This window comes from Streptomyces sp. HB132, assembly GCF_016909575.1.
Lineage (GTDB): Bacteria > Actinomycetota > Actinomycetes > Streptomycetales > Streptomycetaceae > Streptomyces.
On the sequence record NZ_JAFBGA010000005.1, the window covers coordinates 329,638 to 344,346 of the forward strand.

The 14,709-nt window shown below is 70.6% G+C and carries 10 protein-coding genes; 3 read left to right on the plus strand and 7 right to left on the minus strand.

What is annotated here, in order from left to right; genetic code table 11:
• Positions 1–214 precede the first annotated feature (214 nt).
• The 6 genes from JOC24_RS14820 to JOC24_RS14845 all read right to left on the minus strand — a co-directional run bounded on the left by JOC24_RS14820 (position 215) and on the right by JOC24_RS14845 (position 7,212).
• Complete coding sequence (locus JOC24_RS14820; protein WP_205020714.1) at positions 215–1,279, minus strand: aldose epimerase family protein; 1,065 nt, start codon at positions 1,277–1,279, stop codon at positions 215–217.
• Positions 1,279–2,316 (minus strand): LacI family DNA-binding transcriptional regulator, encoded by a 1,038-nt coding sequence (locus tag JOC24_RS14825; protein ID WP_205020715.1) that lies wholly within the window; start codon positions 2,314–2,316, stop codon positions 1,279–1,281. The genes JOC24_RS14820 and JOC24_RS14825 overlap by 1 nt, the downstream gene beginning before the upstream one ends.
• A 65-nt stretch (positions 2,317–2,381) precedes the next feature.
• Entirely contained in the window at positions 2,382–3,425 is a 1,044-nt protein-coding gene (locus JOC24_RS14830; protein WP_205020716.1) for an ABC transporter permease, read from the minus strand.
• Positions 3,422–4,420 carry an ABC transporter permease gene (locus tag JOC24_RS14835; RefSeq protein ID WP_205020717.1) on the minus strand — a complete coding sequence of 333 codons (999 nt, stop codon included), beginning with the start codon at positions 4,418–4,420 and terminating at the stop codon, positions 3,422–3,424. Before JOC24_RS14835 ends, JOC24_RS14830 begins: the two co-directional genes overlap by 4 nt.
• The gene (locus JOC24_RS14840) at positions 4,417–6,024 is read right to left on the minus strand and encodes a sugar ABC transporter ATP-binding protein (RefSeq protein ID WP_205020718.1); all 1,608 of its coding nucleotides are present in this window, start codon (positions 6,022–6,024) and stop codon (positions 4,417–4,419) included. The genes JOC24_RS14835 and JOC24_RS14840 overlap by 4 nt, the downstream gene beginning before the upstream one ends.
• 102 nt (positions 6,025–6,126) lie before the next feature.
• Entirely contained in the window at positions 6,127–7,212 is a 1,086-nt protein-coding gene (locus JOC24_RS14845; RefSeq protein WP_205020719.1) for an ABC transporter substrate-binding protein, read from the minus strand.
• 477 nt (positions 7,213–7,689) lie between these two features.
• On the opposite strand from JOC24_RS14845, the gene JOC24_RS14850 reads away from it, so the two are divergent.
• Together JOC24_RS14850 and JOC24_RS14855 are read left to right on the plus strand one after the other, a co-directional pair.
• Entirely contained in the window at positions 7,690–10,137 is a 2,448-nt protein-coding gene (locus JOC24_RS14850) for an RICIN domain-containing protein (protein WP_205020720.1), read from the plus strand.
• Between the two features lie 109 nt (positions 10,138–10,246).
• Positions 10,247–12,562, plus strand: coding sequence for an AbfB domain-containing protein (locus JOC24_RS14855; RefSeq protein ID WP_205020721.1), 2,316 nt, complete (start codon positions 10,247–10,249; stop codon positions 12,560–12,562).
• A gap of 60 nt (positions 12,563–12,622) precedes the next feature.
• On the opposite strand, the gene JOC24_RS14860 is transcribed toward JOC24_RS14855, so the two are convergent.
• On the minus strand, positions 12,623–13,450 hold the full coding sequence (locus JOC24_RS14860; protein ID WP_205020722.1) for a phytanoyl-CoA dioxygenase family protein: 828 nt from the start codon (positions 13,448–13,450) through the stop codon (positions 12,623–12,625).
• 222 nt (positions 13,451–13,672) lie between these two features.
• On the opposite strand from JOC24_RS14860, the gene JOC24_RS14865 reads away from it, so the two are divergent.
• Positions 13,673–14,692: a LacI family DNA-binding transcriptional regulator gene (locus JOC24_RS14865; RefSeq protein ID WP_205020723.1), complete on the plus strand. Its 1,020-nt coding sequence runs from the start codon at positions 13,673–13,675 to the stop codon at positions 14,690–14,692.
• Positions 14,693–14,709: the final 17 nt, after the last annotated feature.

The following is a 14,709-nucleotide window of genomic DNA, read 5'->3' on the forward strand; positions in this document are numbered from 1 at the left end:
TCGTCGGCTGCCGCCGCCTCCACCGACGCCACGAACGCATATCCACCCGCCTCCTCGCCTTCACCGGCATCGCCTGCACCTCATCTGCTACCGCGGACTCAGGACGACACCGGATCATCTGGAATGGGACTCAACGCCTTCCGAGAGCTGCCCCATGATGGTCCGTGTGAGCAGGGCGAATGCGTTTGAGGCCGCTTCCTCCCGCGCGGCGAGGCTAATTCCACAGATGCGGGAAGCGCAGTTCGGTGCGGCTGCGCGCGGTGTCCCCGGGGCGCAGCACCGCGCTCGGCAGGTCCGGCCGGTTGGGTGAGTCGGGCAGGTGCTGGGTCTCCAGGCAGACCGCGCCGTGCCGTTCGTGCCGGCGGCCCGTGCCGTCGGTGAAGGAGCCGTCGAGCTGGTTGGCGGTGTAGACCTGGATGCCGGGCTCCGTCGTCCACACCTCGAGGACCCGCGCCGCGTCCGGGGCGGTGAGGCGGGCGGCGCGGCGCAGGCCGCCGCCGGAGTTCCGCAGGACCCAGCAGTGGTCGAAGCCGCCCGCCGCACGCAGTTGTCCGTCCTCGGTGCCGAGGCGTTCCCTCAGGACCTGGGGCGCGGTCAGGTCGAAGGGTGTTCCGCGGACATCGGCCGGCGGTCCCAGGGGGATACCGTCGTCGTCCACCGGCAGATAGGAGTCGGCGTCGACCTCCAGGCGGTGGCCGAGGACGTCGTCCTGTCCGGCGAGGTCGAAGTAGGCGTGGTTGGTGAGGTTGACCACCGTGGGGCGGTCGGTGACCGAGGCGTAGTCGACGGCCAGGGTGCCCGCCGTGTCGAGGGTGTACGTGACGGAGGCGTCCAGTGCCCCGGGGAAGCCCATGTCTCCGTCGGGACTGTGCAGGGTGAGCCGTACGGACACGCTGCCGTCCGTCTGTTCCGGGGTCGCTTCCCACACCTTGGCGTGGAAGCCCTCGGGCCCGCCGTGCAGGGCGTGGCCCCGGTCGTTGGCGGGGATGCGGTGCTCGGTCCCGTCCAGGACGAACCGGCCGTGCGCGATGCGGTTGGCGTAACGGCCGACGACGGCGCCGAAGTAGGGGTGTTCGGACGTGTAGTCGTCGAGGGTCGTGAGCGACCGGACGACGGAGGCCGCGGCGCCCGTGGTGTCCGGCACGGTGAGGCGGTGCAGGGAAGCGCCGTAGGTCAGGACCTCGGCACGGACTCCCGTACCGCTGTCGAGGGTCCACAGGTCGGTCGTGGTCCCCCGGGAGGAGCCGAAGGGGGCGCGGTGCACGGTGGGGCGCGGCATCAGAGGTCCTCGGTGTGGCCGGAGTCGGGCCCGGGCGTGGTGGATTCGCGGACGACGAGGCGGTAGCCGGGGCGTGGCCGGCGCGGTTCGGCGACGGGTTCGCCCGCGAGCTGGGCGACCAGGCTGTCGACGGCGAGGCGGGCGATGGCTTCCTTGTCGGGGGCGATGGTGGTGAGCGTGATGGTGGTGTAGCGGCTCTCCTCGATGTCGTCGAAGCCGACGACTGCGATGTCGTCCGGGATCCGCATACCGCGTTCGGTGATGGCCCGCATCGCGCCGATGGCGATGAGGTCGTTGTACGCGAACACGGCGTCGGGCCGGTCCTCCCGGTCCAGGAGCCGCGCCATGCCGGAGGCGCCGTCCTCCCGGCCGTAGCCGTCGGTGACCACGACGAGGGATTCGTCGGGTGTGATGCCGGCGGCCGCGAGTTCCTCGCGCCAGCCCCTCAGGCGCAGGTGCGCGGGCTGGCGTTCCTGGCCGGTGCGCGATCCGAGGAAGGCGATGCGCCGATTGCCCTGGGCGACGAGGTGGCGCACGGCCGCGCGGGCCGCCGCCACGTTGTCGATGGCGATGTGGTCGTAGGGCGCCTCGTACTCCCGCTCGCCCAGCAGGACCAGCGGCGCCGTCTCGGTGCGCGCCATGAGGTCCTCGGTCTCCAGGTGGATGGGGCTGAGGATGAGGCCGTCGATCACATGGGACCGGAAGCCCTGACTGACCAGGAGCTCCTTCTCCCTGAGTCCGGCGGTGTGGTCGACCAGCACGGTGTAGTCGTGCCGGGCGGCCGCGTCGATGACCGCGCCGGCGAGTTCCGCGAAGTACGGGTTGCCGAACTCGGGGACGGCGAGGGCGATGATGCCGGTACGGCCCTTGCGCAGATGGCGGGCGGTGAGGTTCGGCCGGTAGCCGAGCTCGTCGATCGCGTGCTGCACCTTGGCGCGCATGGCGGGCGTGACGTGCTGATAGTTGTTCACCACGTTCGACACGGTCTTGATGGACACGCCCGCCCGTTGCGCAACGTCCTTGAGGCTGACGCCCACGGCACTCCTTGGTTCGGCTCGGCTCGGCTTGGCTCGGTGTCCGGCCGGGACGGGCCGGCTCGTCGTCAGGTGCTTCTGCGACTGCGCGCGAGATAGCGCTGGGCCACCACGACAACGATAAGGAAGCCGCCGCTGACCACCGACTGGTAGGAGGAGTTGAGCGAGCCGATCTGGTTGATCAGGTTCTGGATGACGGCCAGCAGCAGGACGCCCCAGAGGGTGCCGCTGATGGATCCGGCGCCTCCGACGAGGAGCGTGCCGCCGATGACGACGGCGGAGATCGCGTCGAGTTCCATGCCCACGCCGACGATGGTGACGCCGGAGGACAGCCTGGCCGCGTTGAGGGCGCCGGCGAGTCCGGCGAGCAGGCCGCTGAGTGTGTAGACGAGGATCTTCGTACGGGCGACGGGGAGGCCCATCAGGGTGGCCGCGTCGCTGCTGCCGCCAACGGCGAAGAGGGTCTGCCCGAACGAGGTGCGCTGCAGGACGAGTCCGCCGGCACCGAAGAGCACCAGGGCGATGAGGATCGGATGGCCGAAGCCCCAGACGCTGCCCTGGCCGAGCTCTCCGAAGGCGGAGTCCTTGGGCACCAGGTAGGTGGTGGCGCCCTCGTCGGTGAGGGCGAGCAGCAGGCCCCGGGCGCCCAGCAAGGTGGCGAGGGTGACGATGAAGGGCGCCATGTTTCCCCGGGCGATCAGGAGACCGTTGAGCAGGCCGATCCCGCCGCACACCACGAGGGGGAGCAGGAGGGCGGCGAGGAATCCGTATTGCGAGGCCCAGGCGGCGAGGACTCCTCCGAGGGCGAAGACCGACCCGACGGACAGGTCGATGCCGCCGGTGATGATGACCATCGTCATGCCGAGTGCGACCACGGCGAGGAAGGATGCCTGGATGGTCACCCCGCGGGCGTTGTCCAGGGAGGCGAACGTGGGGTAGATGAACGAGGCGGCGATCACGACGGTCAGCAGGACCGCGAGCACGCCCTGGCGTTGCAGCAGTTCGGCGGCGCGCTGCCGGCCGGTCTGTCCGGGCCCGGCGGCGGGGCGGGCCGCGGGCGCTTTCGTCGGCACCGGGGCCGGGGCGGCGGTGGCGGGCTTGGTTTCGTTCATCGGGACCGACGCTCCCGGGCGACGTAGACGGCGGCGATGATGATGGCCGCCTGGGCGATCTGTGCGGTGGAGTCGGGCAGGTCGTGCTTGACGAGCGTGGCGCGCAGGAGCTGCATGAGCAGGGCTCCCGCGACGGTGCCGAGCACCCGGACGGAGCCTCCGTTGAGGGGGGTGCCGCCGACCACGACCGCCGTGATGGCGGAGAGTTCCATGAGGGTGCCGAGCGAGGACGGGTCGCTCGCGGTGAGCCGGGCCGTGGCGAGGATGCCGGCGAGAGCCGCAAGCACCCCGCAGATCACGTACACGCCGATGAGGACCCGTTTGACGGGCAGTCCGGCGAGCGCGGCGGCGGAGCGGTTGCCGCCGACGGCGACGACCTGCCGGCCGAAGGTGGTGCGCTGGACCAGGAAGGCCACTGCGACGGCGAGGACTCCGGCGATCCAGACGACGAGTGGGATGCCGAGGAAGGAGCCGGTGCCCAGCGACAGCAGGTCGGGGTTGACGATCTGCTTGAGCTGTCCGTCGGCCATGACGAGGGCCAGTCCGCGGCCTCCGACGAAGAGGGCCAGCGTGGCCACGATGGGCTGCAGCCCGACGAGGGACACGAGGGCGCCGTTGACCGCTCCGACGACGGCACCGGCGAGCAGGGCCACGACGAGCGCGGGAACGAGTCCGTATCCGAGGTAGAGCGGGAGAAAGGCGGCGGCGAGCGCCATGGTCGAGCCGACGGACAGGTCGACGCCCTCGGTGCCGATGACCAGGGCCATGCCCAGGGCGACGATGACGATGGGGGCGACCTGGACGAGCTGGGTGCGGAAGTTGTCCGCGGTCATGAAGTGTTCGGTGAACAGCGCGTTGAAGAGCAGTACCACCGCAACGGCGACGTACACGCCGTACCGCTGGTACCAGGCGGGGTCACGGAGCCGGGCAAGCGGACTCGCGGGCTTGCGGGGCTGGTCGCCCTTCGCGGGCGGGGCGACGGCGGTCTGGGTCATCGGGGGTCCTCCTGGGCGGCCGGTGCCGTTTCCGCCGGCTCAGGTGCGTGGTCGGCGAGCACTTCGAGCAGCCGGTCCTCGGCCACGTCGTCGCCCGACAGCTCACCGGCGACGGCTCCGCCGCGCAGGACGACGATGCGGTCGGCGCCCTCGATGAGTTCCTCGATGTCGGAGGAGATGAGCAGGACGGCGAGGCCCTCGCCGGCGAGGTCGTCGATGAGGCTCTGCACCTCTGCCTTGGCTCCGACGTCGATGCCCCGGGTGGGTTCGTCGAGCAGGAGGACCTTGGGTTCCAGGCAGAGCCAGCGGGCCAGCAGGACCTTCTGCTGGTTGCCGCCGGAGAGCTCTCCGACCTTCTGCTCGGGGCTCGACGCCTTGATCCGCAGACGCTTCATGAAGATGTCGACGATCCGGTCCTGCTTGGCGCGCGAGACGACGCCGGCCCGGGAGAGACGGGGCATGGCCGCCAGCACGATGTTCTCCCGGACGGAGAGACCGGGCACGATGCCCTCGGCCTTGCGGTCCTCGGGGAGCAGACTGATGCCGGCCCGGATCGCGGCCGCCGGGGTGAGGCGCTTCAGCGTGGTGCCGTCGACGGTGAGTTCACCCGCGTCCAGGCGCAGTGCGCCGGACAGCGCCTTGGCCGTCTCGCTGCGGCCGGAGCCGAGGAGACCTCCGAGGCCGAGTACCTCTCCCGCGTACAGCGACACGGATATGTCGTGGAGCTGGAGGCGGCTGGAGAGACCGGTCGCCGTGAGTACGGGGGTGCGGGCGGCCTCGTGTCCCTCCGCGGCGAAGCTGGTGACACCGGAGCGACGGACCTCGGAGAGGTCGCGGCCGAGCATCATCGACACGAGCTGCATCCGGTCGAGGTCGGCGAGTTCGCCGGTGTGGATGTGGCGTCCGTCGCGCAGGACGGTGACCCGGTCGCAGACCCGGTAGAGCTCGTCCATGCGGTGGCTGACGTAGAGGACGGCGATGCCCTTGTCCCGCAGGTTCCCGATGACCCGGAACAGGGTCTCCACCTCGCGCGGTTCGAGCGAGGAGGTGGGTTCGTCCATGATGACGACCTGGGCGTTGACGGACACCGCCCGTGCGAGGGCGACCATCTGCTGGGTGCCGACCCCGAGGGTGTGCAGGGGGCGCCGCGGATCGGCGCGTACGCCGAATCCGTCGAGCAGATCACCGGTCTCCCGGTGCATGCGGGCGAAGTCGATGAGCCCGAAGCGGTTCCTGGGCTCCCGGCCCAGGAAGATGTTCCGCGCCACGCTCATCAGCGGGACGAGGTTGACCTCCTGGTAGATCGTGGAGATCCCGGCCTGCTGCGCCTCGAACGGCCGGGTGAACCGGACCGGTTCACCCGTCATCCGCAGTTCGCCCCCGTCCGGCCGGTACACACCGGTCAGCACCTTGATGAGGGTGGACTTGCCCGCGCCGTTCTCCCCGACCAGCGCGTGGGTCTCCCCCGCGCGCAGGGAGAAGCTGACGTCGTCGAGGGCGACGACGCCGGGGAACCGTTTGCTCACCGAGCGGGCTTCGAGCACGGCGGAGGCCGCGTGCCCGGCCGCCTCCGGTGCCTGAGGTACTGCTTCGGGTGGTGCCATGGGTGTTCTTGGCCTTCCGCTGTCCGAGGGGCGAGGGCCCGGGGGCCGCCGGGGCGCGGTGCGAGCGCCACGGCGGCCGGGGCCACTGGGTTCAGAAGCGGATCAGTACGCCCCGCCGAGCGATTCCTTGGCGTTGGTCTCGTCGTAGGCGCGGTCGGTGATGATCACGTTCTCGGGGATCTCCTCGCCGCCGTAGAACTTGTTCGCGGTCGCGAAGGCGAGCGGCCCGAAGCGCGGGTTGGACTCGATGACGGCGTTGTACTCACCGTTGACGAGGGCCTGGACGGCGTTGCGGGTGCCGTCGACCGAGACGATCTTGACGTCCTTGCCGGGCTTCTTGCCGGCGGCCTTCAGCGCGGTGACGGCGCCGAGACCCATCTCGTCGTTCTCCGCGTAGACGGCGGTGATGTCGGGCTTGGACTGGATGAGCTGCTCCATGACCTGCTGGCCCTTGTCGCGGGCGAACTCGCCGGTCTGCTGGGCGACGATCTCGATGCCGGGTGCCTCGGCCTTGATCTGGTCGACGAAGCCCTTGGTCCGGTCGGTGGTCACGTTGTTGCCGGAGGCGCCGAGGAGGATCGCCACCTTGCCCTTGCCGTCGGTCGCCTTGATCATGGCGTCGGCGGCCCGCTTGCCCTGCTCGACGAAGTCGGAGCCGAGGAAGGCCACGTAGTCCTTGCAGGCGGTGGAGTTGACCTTGCGGTCGATCGTGAGGACGGGCACCTTCTTCGCCGCCGCGGCCTTGAGCGCCGGCTCCAGGCCGTCGGAGTTCAGCGGCGCGATGATGAGGAACTGGGCACCCTGGGACAGCATGTCCTGGATGTCGCTGATCTGCTTGGACAGCTGCGACTGCGCGTTGGTGGTGAGCAGCTTCTTGACGCCGATCTTGGCTGCCTCGTCCTTGATCGACTGGGTCTCGGCGATACGGAACGGGTTGGCCTCCTTCTCCGACTGGGAGAAGCCGACCACCGCGTCCTTGAGGTCGATCTTGGGTGCGCCGTAGCTCTGGAGCGAACAGCCGGGGCCTGAGGCGGCCTCGGGGGACTTGGCCTCCTGTGCTCCCTGGGTGCTGTCACCGCCCGCGTTGTCCGAGGTCTCCGACTTCGAGCAGCCGGACACGGCCAGCGTGGCGGTTGCGGCGAGCAGGCAGGCCGCGGCGAGGGTACGGGATCGACGCTGGATCATCATGCGCGGGACGCTCCTTGGCGAGGTGACGGCACACCGTGCGGCGTGCGGTCGGGCATGGCGGGACGGTGCGTCAGCCGCTCGGCGGCAGATGACGCTCTATCCCCTCGCGACCCCGCTTCGAGCTGCGGAAACTGCGGTCGCGAGGGCTTGTGAGGCCTCTCGGCGGCTCGGTTTACAACGTTATATAGGCGAGGCGCCGCAGGCGGCAAGAGAGTTGTCGATGCGTTTCCAAAATGTGTCGCCCCAGGGTGAGGCCCTCCGCGGACCGGCCGCCGGGGAGCCGCCGCACCAGGTGTTGCGCCACCTCTGGACACCGGCTTGACCGCGTGCTGTCATACCGCCGACATCAATTTTCCAACGTTGCAAGCCAGTTGTCGTGCCGCCAGGTCCGGACGCGACGGCCACCTTCGCCATGCGCCGGCCGGTCCGGGCCGGTCACCCACCCCGTCCGGCAGAGCAGAAGCGGAGTCCCCCACGATGCCCCTGAACCGCAGACAACTCGTGACCGGTGCTCTGGCCACCGTCGCCGCGACCACCGCGGCCGGCCGCTGGGCCACCACGGCGACGGCCGCCGGGGGCGTGATGGCCGCCGCGCGCGGCGGCCACTACTCCCCCAACGCCGCTCCGCTGCACCCGACGGCGTTCCTGAGACTGCCGCCCGGGCGGGTCACCGCGAGGGGCTGGCTCGCGGGCCAGCTGCGGCTGCAGCTCGACGGTCTCTGCGGCCGCTACGAGGAGTTCTCGCACTTCCTCGACTTCGAGGCCTCCGGCTGGGTCCGCCCCGACCGCGGCGGCTGGGAGGAAGTCCCCTACTGGCTGCGCGGGTACACGGACCTGGCCATCGTCACCGGTGACGCGAAGGCGCTGGCCGTCACCCGCCACTGGATCGACGCGATCCTCACGACCCAGCAGTCCGACGGCTTCTTCGGACCGAAGGCCCTGCGGACGTCGCTGAACGGCGGCCCGGACTTCTGGCCCTTCCTCCCCCTGATCCAGGCGCTGCGTTCCTGGCAGGAGTACGACGGCGACACCCGGGTCATCCCGTTCCTCAGCAGGTTCTTCCGCTACATGAACGCCCAGGGCCCCGGCGCCTTCGACACCAGCTGGATCGCGCTGCGCTGGGGCGACGGGCTGGACAGCGTCTACTGGCTGTTCAACCGCACGGGTGACACCTTCCTGCTCGACCTCGCCGACAAGATCCACCGGTACGGCGCCGACTGGGGCGACAACCTGGTGAACCCCCACAACGTCAACATCGCGCAGGGCTTCCGTGAGCCCGCCCAGTACGCCCTGCGTAGCGGATCGCAGCAGGACACCCGGGACACGTACGGGACGTACGCCAAGGCCATGGACCGGTATGGCCAGTTCCCCGGCGGCGGCTTCGCCGGGGACGAGAACGCCCGGCCGGGCCACGGGGATCCCCGGCAGGGCTTCGAGACCTGCGGGATCGTCGAGTTCATGGCGAGCCACCAGCTGCTCACCCGGATCACGGGCGACCCGCTCTGGGCGGATCGGTGCGAGGAACTGGCCTTCAACTCGCTGCCGGCGTCGCTCGACCCGTCCGGCAAGGCGATCCACTACGTCACCAGCGCCAACAGCGTCGACCTGGACGACGTGCCCAAGCGGGACCGGCAGTTCCAGAACGGCTTCGCCATGCAGGCGTACCTGCCGGGAGTCGACCAGTACCGCTGCTGCCCGCACAACTACGGCATGGGCTGGCCCTACTTCACCGAGGAGCTCTGGCTCGCCACCCCGGACGGCGGACTGGCCGCCGCGATGTACGCCGCCAGCGAGGTCACCGCCAAGGTCGCCGACGGCACGGAGGTGACCTTCACCGAGGAGACCGACTACCCCTTCACGGACACGGTCGCACTCTCCCTCAAGGCCCCGAAACCACTGCGTTTCCCCCTGGTGCTGCGCGTTCCCGCCTGGTGCACCGAGCCGGACATCCGTGTGAACGGCCGACGGGTCACCGCCCCGGCCGGGCCTGCCTTCACCCGGATCGAGCGGACCTGGACCGACGGCGACGAGGTCACCCTGCGCCTCCCCCAGCGGACCTCTGTGCGCACCTGGACCGACAACCACGGCTCGGTGAGCGTGGACCACGGACCGCTGACCTACTCCCTGCGCATCGGGGAGACGTACGAGCGCATCGGCGGCACCGAGCAGTTCCCGGAGTACGCCGTCCACGCCACCACCCCGTGGAACTACGGCATCGTCCTGGACGGGGCGCGGCCGGCGTACTCGCTGCGTCGCCGGTCCACCGGCCGCGCTCCCGGCGACAACCCGTTCACCCTGGACGGCACCCCGCTCGTCATGACCGCCCGGGCCCGCCGGATCCCCGAGTGGAGCGCCGACGACGAGCACGTGGTGGCACCCCTGCAACCGAGCCCCGCCCGCAGCACCGCCCCGGTCGAGGAGGTCACGCTCGTCCCGATGGGCGCCGCGCGGCTGCGGATCACGTCCTTCCCGACGGCGAGCCCCGACGGGACGCCCTGGCTGGCCGACGGCTGGTACCGGATCGCCAACCGCAACTCCGGCAAGGTGCTGGGCGTGGACGGCATGTCGACCGCGAACAGCGCCCACGTCGTCCAGTTCGGCGACACCGGGACCGCGGACCACCTGTGGCGGCTCGTGGCCAACGGCGACGGCTGGTACCGCATCCGCAACCAGCACTCCGGCAAGGTCCTGGGCGTGGACCTCATGTCCACCGCGGACAGCGCCCACGTCGTCCAGTTCGACGACAACGACACCGCGGACCACCTGTGGCAGCTCGTGCCGGACGGCGACGGCTGGTACCGCATCCGCAACCGCAACTCGGACAAGGTGCTCGGCGTGGACCTCATGTCCACCGCCGACAGCGCCCACGTCGTGCAGTACGACGACAACGGCACCGCCGACCATCTCTGGCAGCTGCTCCGATGAGCAGCGGCTTCCGGTACCACTCCCCGCGCCGTTCCGGTGCGGGGAGTCCTTCCCTCCATCGAGGAGATCCGGGAATGAAGTCAGCACCCGCACCACGCCGTCGCACCTTATGGAGACGGTTGACCGCGGCACCGGCCTGCTGGCCCTGCTCGCCACCGCACTGGTGGGGGCGGGCACCGCTCCGGCGGCGGCGGCACCCGCGGCCTGGACGCCGAAGCCGGCCCCCATGACGACGCCCTGGACGAACCAGGTGCCGGTCGACAACCCTCTCCCCGAGTACCCGCGCCCCCAGCTCACGCGCCCCGACTGGGCCAACCTCAACGGCATCTGGGACTTCGCGGTGACCGGCCGCGACGCCGGACAGCCGGCGTCGTTCTCCGAGCAGATCAGGGTGCCGTTCGTCGCGGAGTCCGCGCTCTCCGGCATCAAGCGGAAGATCACGCAGAACGACAAGCTCTGGTACAAGCGCGCCTTCACCGTGCCGTCGAACTGGAACGGCCGTCGCGTGGTGCTCAACTTCGGCGCGTCGGACTGGCAGAGCACGGTGTGGGTCAACGGCACCCAGGTCGGGGCGCACAAGGGTGGGTTCGACTCGTTCTCGTACGACATCACGCCCCAGCTGAACGGCGGCTCGAACACGATCGTCGTCTCCGTCTACGACCCCACGCAGACCGGCGGCCAGGCCGTCGGCAAGCAGCGCATCAATGACGTGAACCCGCACGCGGGCGGCGGCATCTTCTACACCGCCGCTTCCGGGATCTGGCAGACCGTGTGGCTGGAGCCCGTCGCCGCGTCGCACGTCACGCGCCTCGACATGACGCCGAACCTCGGCAACAGCACCCTGCGGGTCAAGGTCCAGGCGGCCTCGGCGAGCGGCCGGACCGCACGGGTCACCGTCTCCAGCGGCGGCACCGTCGTGGGGACGGCGACCGGGGCGCCCGGCAGCGACATCTCCGTGTCCGTCCCCAATCCCCGGCTCTGGAGCCCGGACGACCCGTTCCTGTACGACGTGCGCGCCGAACTGCTCGACGGGACGGCCGTGGTGGACACGGTGGGCAGCTACGCGGGCATGCGGTCCATCGCCGTGGCGAAGGTCGACAACATCCTGCGCCCCGTCCTCAACGGGAAGTTCGTCTTCCAGACCGGCACGCTCGACCAGGGCTACTGGCCCGACGGCATCTACACGGCGCCCACCGACGCCGCGCTGAAGTCCGATCTCCAGGCGCACAAGGACCTCGGGTTCAACATGGTCCGCAAGCACATCAAGGTCGAACCGCAGCGCTGGTTCTACTGGGCGGACAAGCTGGGCCTCCTCGTCTGGCAGGACATGCCCGCCATGGACACCGGCAAGACGCCCGACGGCCCGTCCCGCACCCAGTGGGAGGCGGAGTACCACGCGGTCATCGACCAGCACCGCAGCTCGCCGTCCCTGGTGATGTGGGTCAACCAGAACGAGGGCTGGGGGCAGTACGACCAGGCCAGGATCGCGAACGAGGTAAAGGCGTACGACCCGTCCCGGCTGGTGAACAACATGAGCGGGGTCAACTGCTGCGGATCGGTGGACGGCGGCAACGGCGACGTGATCGACAACCACGTCTACGTCGGCCCCGGCAACACGGCGCCCACCGCGACCCGGGCCGCCGTACTCGGCGAGTTCGGCGGGCTGGGGTACAAGGTCCCCGGTCACGAGTGGTTCCCGGGCGGCGGCTTCAGCTACGAGGACCAGTCGAGCGTCGCCGCGTTGAACAACCGGTTCGTCGGGCTCCTCGACGCCATCAGGATCGGCCAGCTGCCGGCCGGCCTGTCCGCCTCCGTCTACACGGAGATCACCGACGTGGAGAACGAGGCGAACGGGCTGCTCACCTACGACCGCCAGGTCGTCAAGGTGGACACCGCGCGGGTGAGGGCCGCGAACCAGGCCCTCATCCAGGCGTCGAAGACCCCGGCGCCGCCGGTCACCCTGCCCACCGGGCAGTACAAGTCGCTCCGGGTCACCACCCCGGGTCACACGAACAAGTACCTGCGCCACTCCGAGGCGCTCGCCTACACCGCCGTCGTCGACAGCGGCAGCAGCGCGCTGCTGAAGAACGACGCCACCTGGAAGGTCGTCACGGGCCTGGCGAACAGCAACTGCTATTCGTTCGAGTCCCGCAACTATCCCGGTGAGTACCTGCGTCACCGGGACTTCCGGATCCGCCGTGACGCGAGCGACGGCTCGGCGCTCTTCAAGGCCGACGCGACGTGGTGCGCGGTCGCGGGTCAGGGCGGGGTGCGGCTGTCGAGCGCCAACCTGCCCGGCAGCTACCTGCGCCACATCGACTCGGAGGTGTGGCTGGCCACCCCCGGCGGCGGTCATGCCTGGGACAACGCGGCCACCTTCACCGAGGACACCACCTGGACCGTGGACGGACCCTGGGCTCCCTGACGTGAGCCGCCCCGGGCCCGGAGCCGGCCTCGTACGGCCGGCTCCGGGCTCGGCGGGGCGTCATGCGTCGCCCATGACCAGCCCTTCGATGGTGTGTTTCTGGACGATGGGGGTCAGTTCCTCCACCACCGGGCAGAGCAGATGGGCCCGGACCCGCCCGGGCAGGGAAGCCCAGTACGAACGGGTCACCTCCATGGCGTGCTGCGCGTCGTTGCCCGCGCCCGGCGCGTCGACACCCAGCACCAGAACCGGCCGGGAGTCGGGCGAGTGGTTGGCCGTGCCCCGGTGGATGGTCAGGGCGGAGCGGGCCGAGATGTCGCCGCGCCGCGGGTACTTGCGCTCGGCGAGCCCCGCGTAGCGCGGATAGGTGTCGCGGGGCGGGAACATCGCGTGGCCGAAGCGGATGTCGTCGTCCCACTGGGTGCCGGGCGCAATCTCGAACGGACCCATGTCCTCGCGAGTGTCGACGGCGGTGAGGTTGAAGGCGAGGGAGGTCAGCCGGCGCCGGCTCCGGGTGGCGTCCGGCATGGGGAAGTCGCGGTGCCAGGGCTGGTTCACGGCCCCGGCGAGCGGGATGTCGAAGCCCAGCTCGACCACGCGGTAGTCGGGTCCCAGGACGGTTTCGCACACGCCCCGGACCCAGGGGTGGTCCACGAGCTCCACGAAGCCCCGCATCTGCTCGGGGTGCATCTCCACGTAGTACCGGTGGGGTCCGCGGCCGACGGTTCCGCCCTCCCGGCCCCGCGCCTCGGCGAAGGCGGTGTCGATGTCCTCGCGCATCATGTCGGCCCACTGCGGGGTGAAGGCTCCCCGGCACGCGGTGATTCCGGCCGTGTACAGGTCCTGCACGGCCGAGTCGAGGTGCGGGGCGATGGCGGCTTCGGGCATGGCGGTGGTCCCTTCGTCGACGGGGGAAGGCAGGGAGCGACGGATCGGCGAGGGTGAGGTGTTCCTGCCCCCTCGGTCCTGCTGACGCGCCCATGTTGCAACGTTGCAGGCAACGTGGCAAGAGAGGGTGCGCACCGCCGTGCGACGGGCTGTTACGGTGCACTGCGCAAGGGGGTGGGGTCCGCCTGCCGCCCCGTACGGAGGAACAGGAGCTCACCGACCGTGGCAGCGAGACTCAAGGACGTCGCGGCGCTCGCAGGCGTGTCCGTCCGGACCGTCTCCAACGTCGTGAGCAACGCCGCGGCCGTCGCCCCCGCGACACGCGCCCGGGTCATGGCGGCGGTGGAGGAGCTGGGCTACCGCCCCAACCTCGCCGCCCGCAACCTCCGGCAGGGGCGCACGGGCCTCATCGGGGTGGTCGTGCCAGAGATCCACTCCCCCTACTTCGGTGCGCTGGCGGGTCTCCTCATCGACGCGGCGCAGGAACGCGGGTGGACGGTCCTCCTGGAACGGACCGGAGGGCGGGCCGATCTGGAGCGCCGGCTCCTCGACGGGTCCGAGGGGCATCAGGTGGACGGGATGATCGTCAGCCCGTGGTCGACGTCCCCGTCCGAGCTGGCCTCGCTCGCGGGAGGTCTGCCTCTCGTCGTCCTGGGGGAGCTGGAGCCCGACGGGGCCATCGACCACGTGGCGCTGGACAACGTGGGGGCCGCGCGGGACGCGGCTCGCCATCTGGTCGCGACGGGCCGCCGGCGTATCGCGGTGATCGGTCTGCAGTCCGGTCTGGGCCACGGCACGGCGGAACTGCGTGCCGAGGGCTTCCGGCAGGGCCTGCGGGAAGCGGGCCTGAGTCCGGTGGCCGAGGTGGAGGTGGAGGATCTGCACCGGGCGGAGGGGGCACGGGCCCTGCGCGAACTGCTGGAGGTGCCCGGATCCGTCGACGCCGTCTTCTGCTTCAGCGACGAACTCGCCCTCGGTGCGCTGCGCGTGGCAGCCGAAGGGGGCCTGCGGGTGCCGGAGGACCTGGCGCTGATGGGGTTCGACGACATCGAGGACGGCCGCTTCGCCACTCCGTCCCTCACCACGATCGCCCCTGACCGTGAACAGATCGCGGAGCGTGCCGTGCAGTGCCTGACCGAGCGCGTCCTGGGTCGGTTCGAGGCGCTGCCCGGCCGCCGCGTCGTGGTCCCGCACCGTGTGCTGGCCCGGGAGAGCACCGGGGCCGCGGCAGCCCAGGGGTGAGGGCCGGCGTGCGTCCC

What these genes read in the sequence shown, in the direction of transcription:
- JOC24_RS14820 (WP_205020714.1), bottom strand. Translation starts at nt 1,279, where the DNA reads ATGCCGCGCCCCACCGTGCACCGCGCCCCCTTCGGCTCCTCCCGGGGG.
- JOC24_RS14830 (WP_205020716.1), bottom strand. Translation starts at nt 3,425, where the DNA reads ATGAACGAAACCAAGCCCGCCACCGCCGCCCCGGCCCCGGTGCCGACG.
- JOC24_RS14835 (WP_205020717.1), bottom strand. Translation starts at nt 4,420, where the DNA reads ATGACCCAGACCGCCGTCGCCCCGCCCGCGAAGGGCGACCAGCCCCGC.
- JOC24_RS14840 (WP_205020718.1), bottom strand. Translation starts at nt 6,024, where the DNA reads ATGGCACCACCCGAAGCAGTACCTCAGGCACCGGAGGCGGCCGGGCAC.
- JOC24_RS14845 (WP_205020719.1), bottom strand. Translation starts at nt 7,212, where the DNA reads ATGATGATCCAGCGTCGATCCCGTACCCTCGCCGCGGCCTGCCTGCTC.
- JOC24_RS14850 (WP_205020720.1), top strand. Translation starts at nt 7,690, where the DNA reads ATGCCCCTGAACCGCAGACAACTCGTGACCGGTGCTCTGGCCACCGTC.
- JOC24_RS14855 (WP_205020721.1), top strand. Translation starts at nt 10,247, where the DNA reads ATGGAGACGGTTGACCGCGGCACCGGCCTGCTGGCCCTGCTCGCCACC.
- JOC24_RS14860 (WP_205020722.1), bottom strand. Translation starts at nt 13,450, where the DNA reads ATGCCCGAAGCCGCCATCGCCCCGCACCTCGACTCGGCCGTGCAGGAC.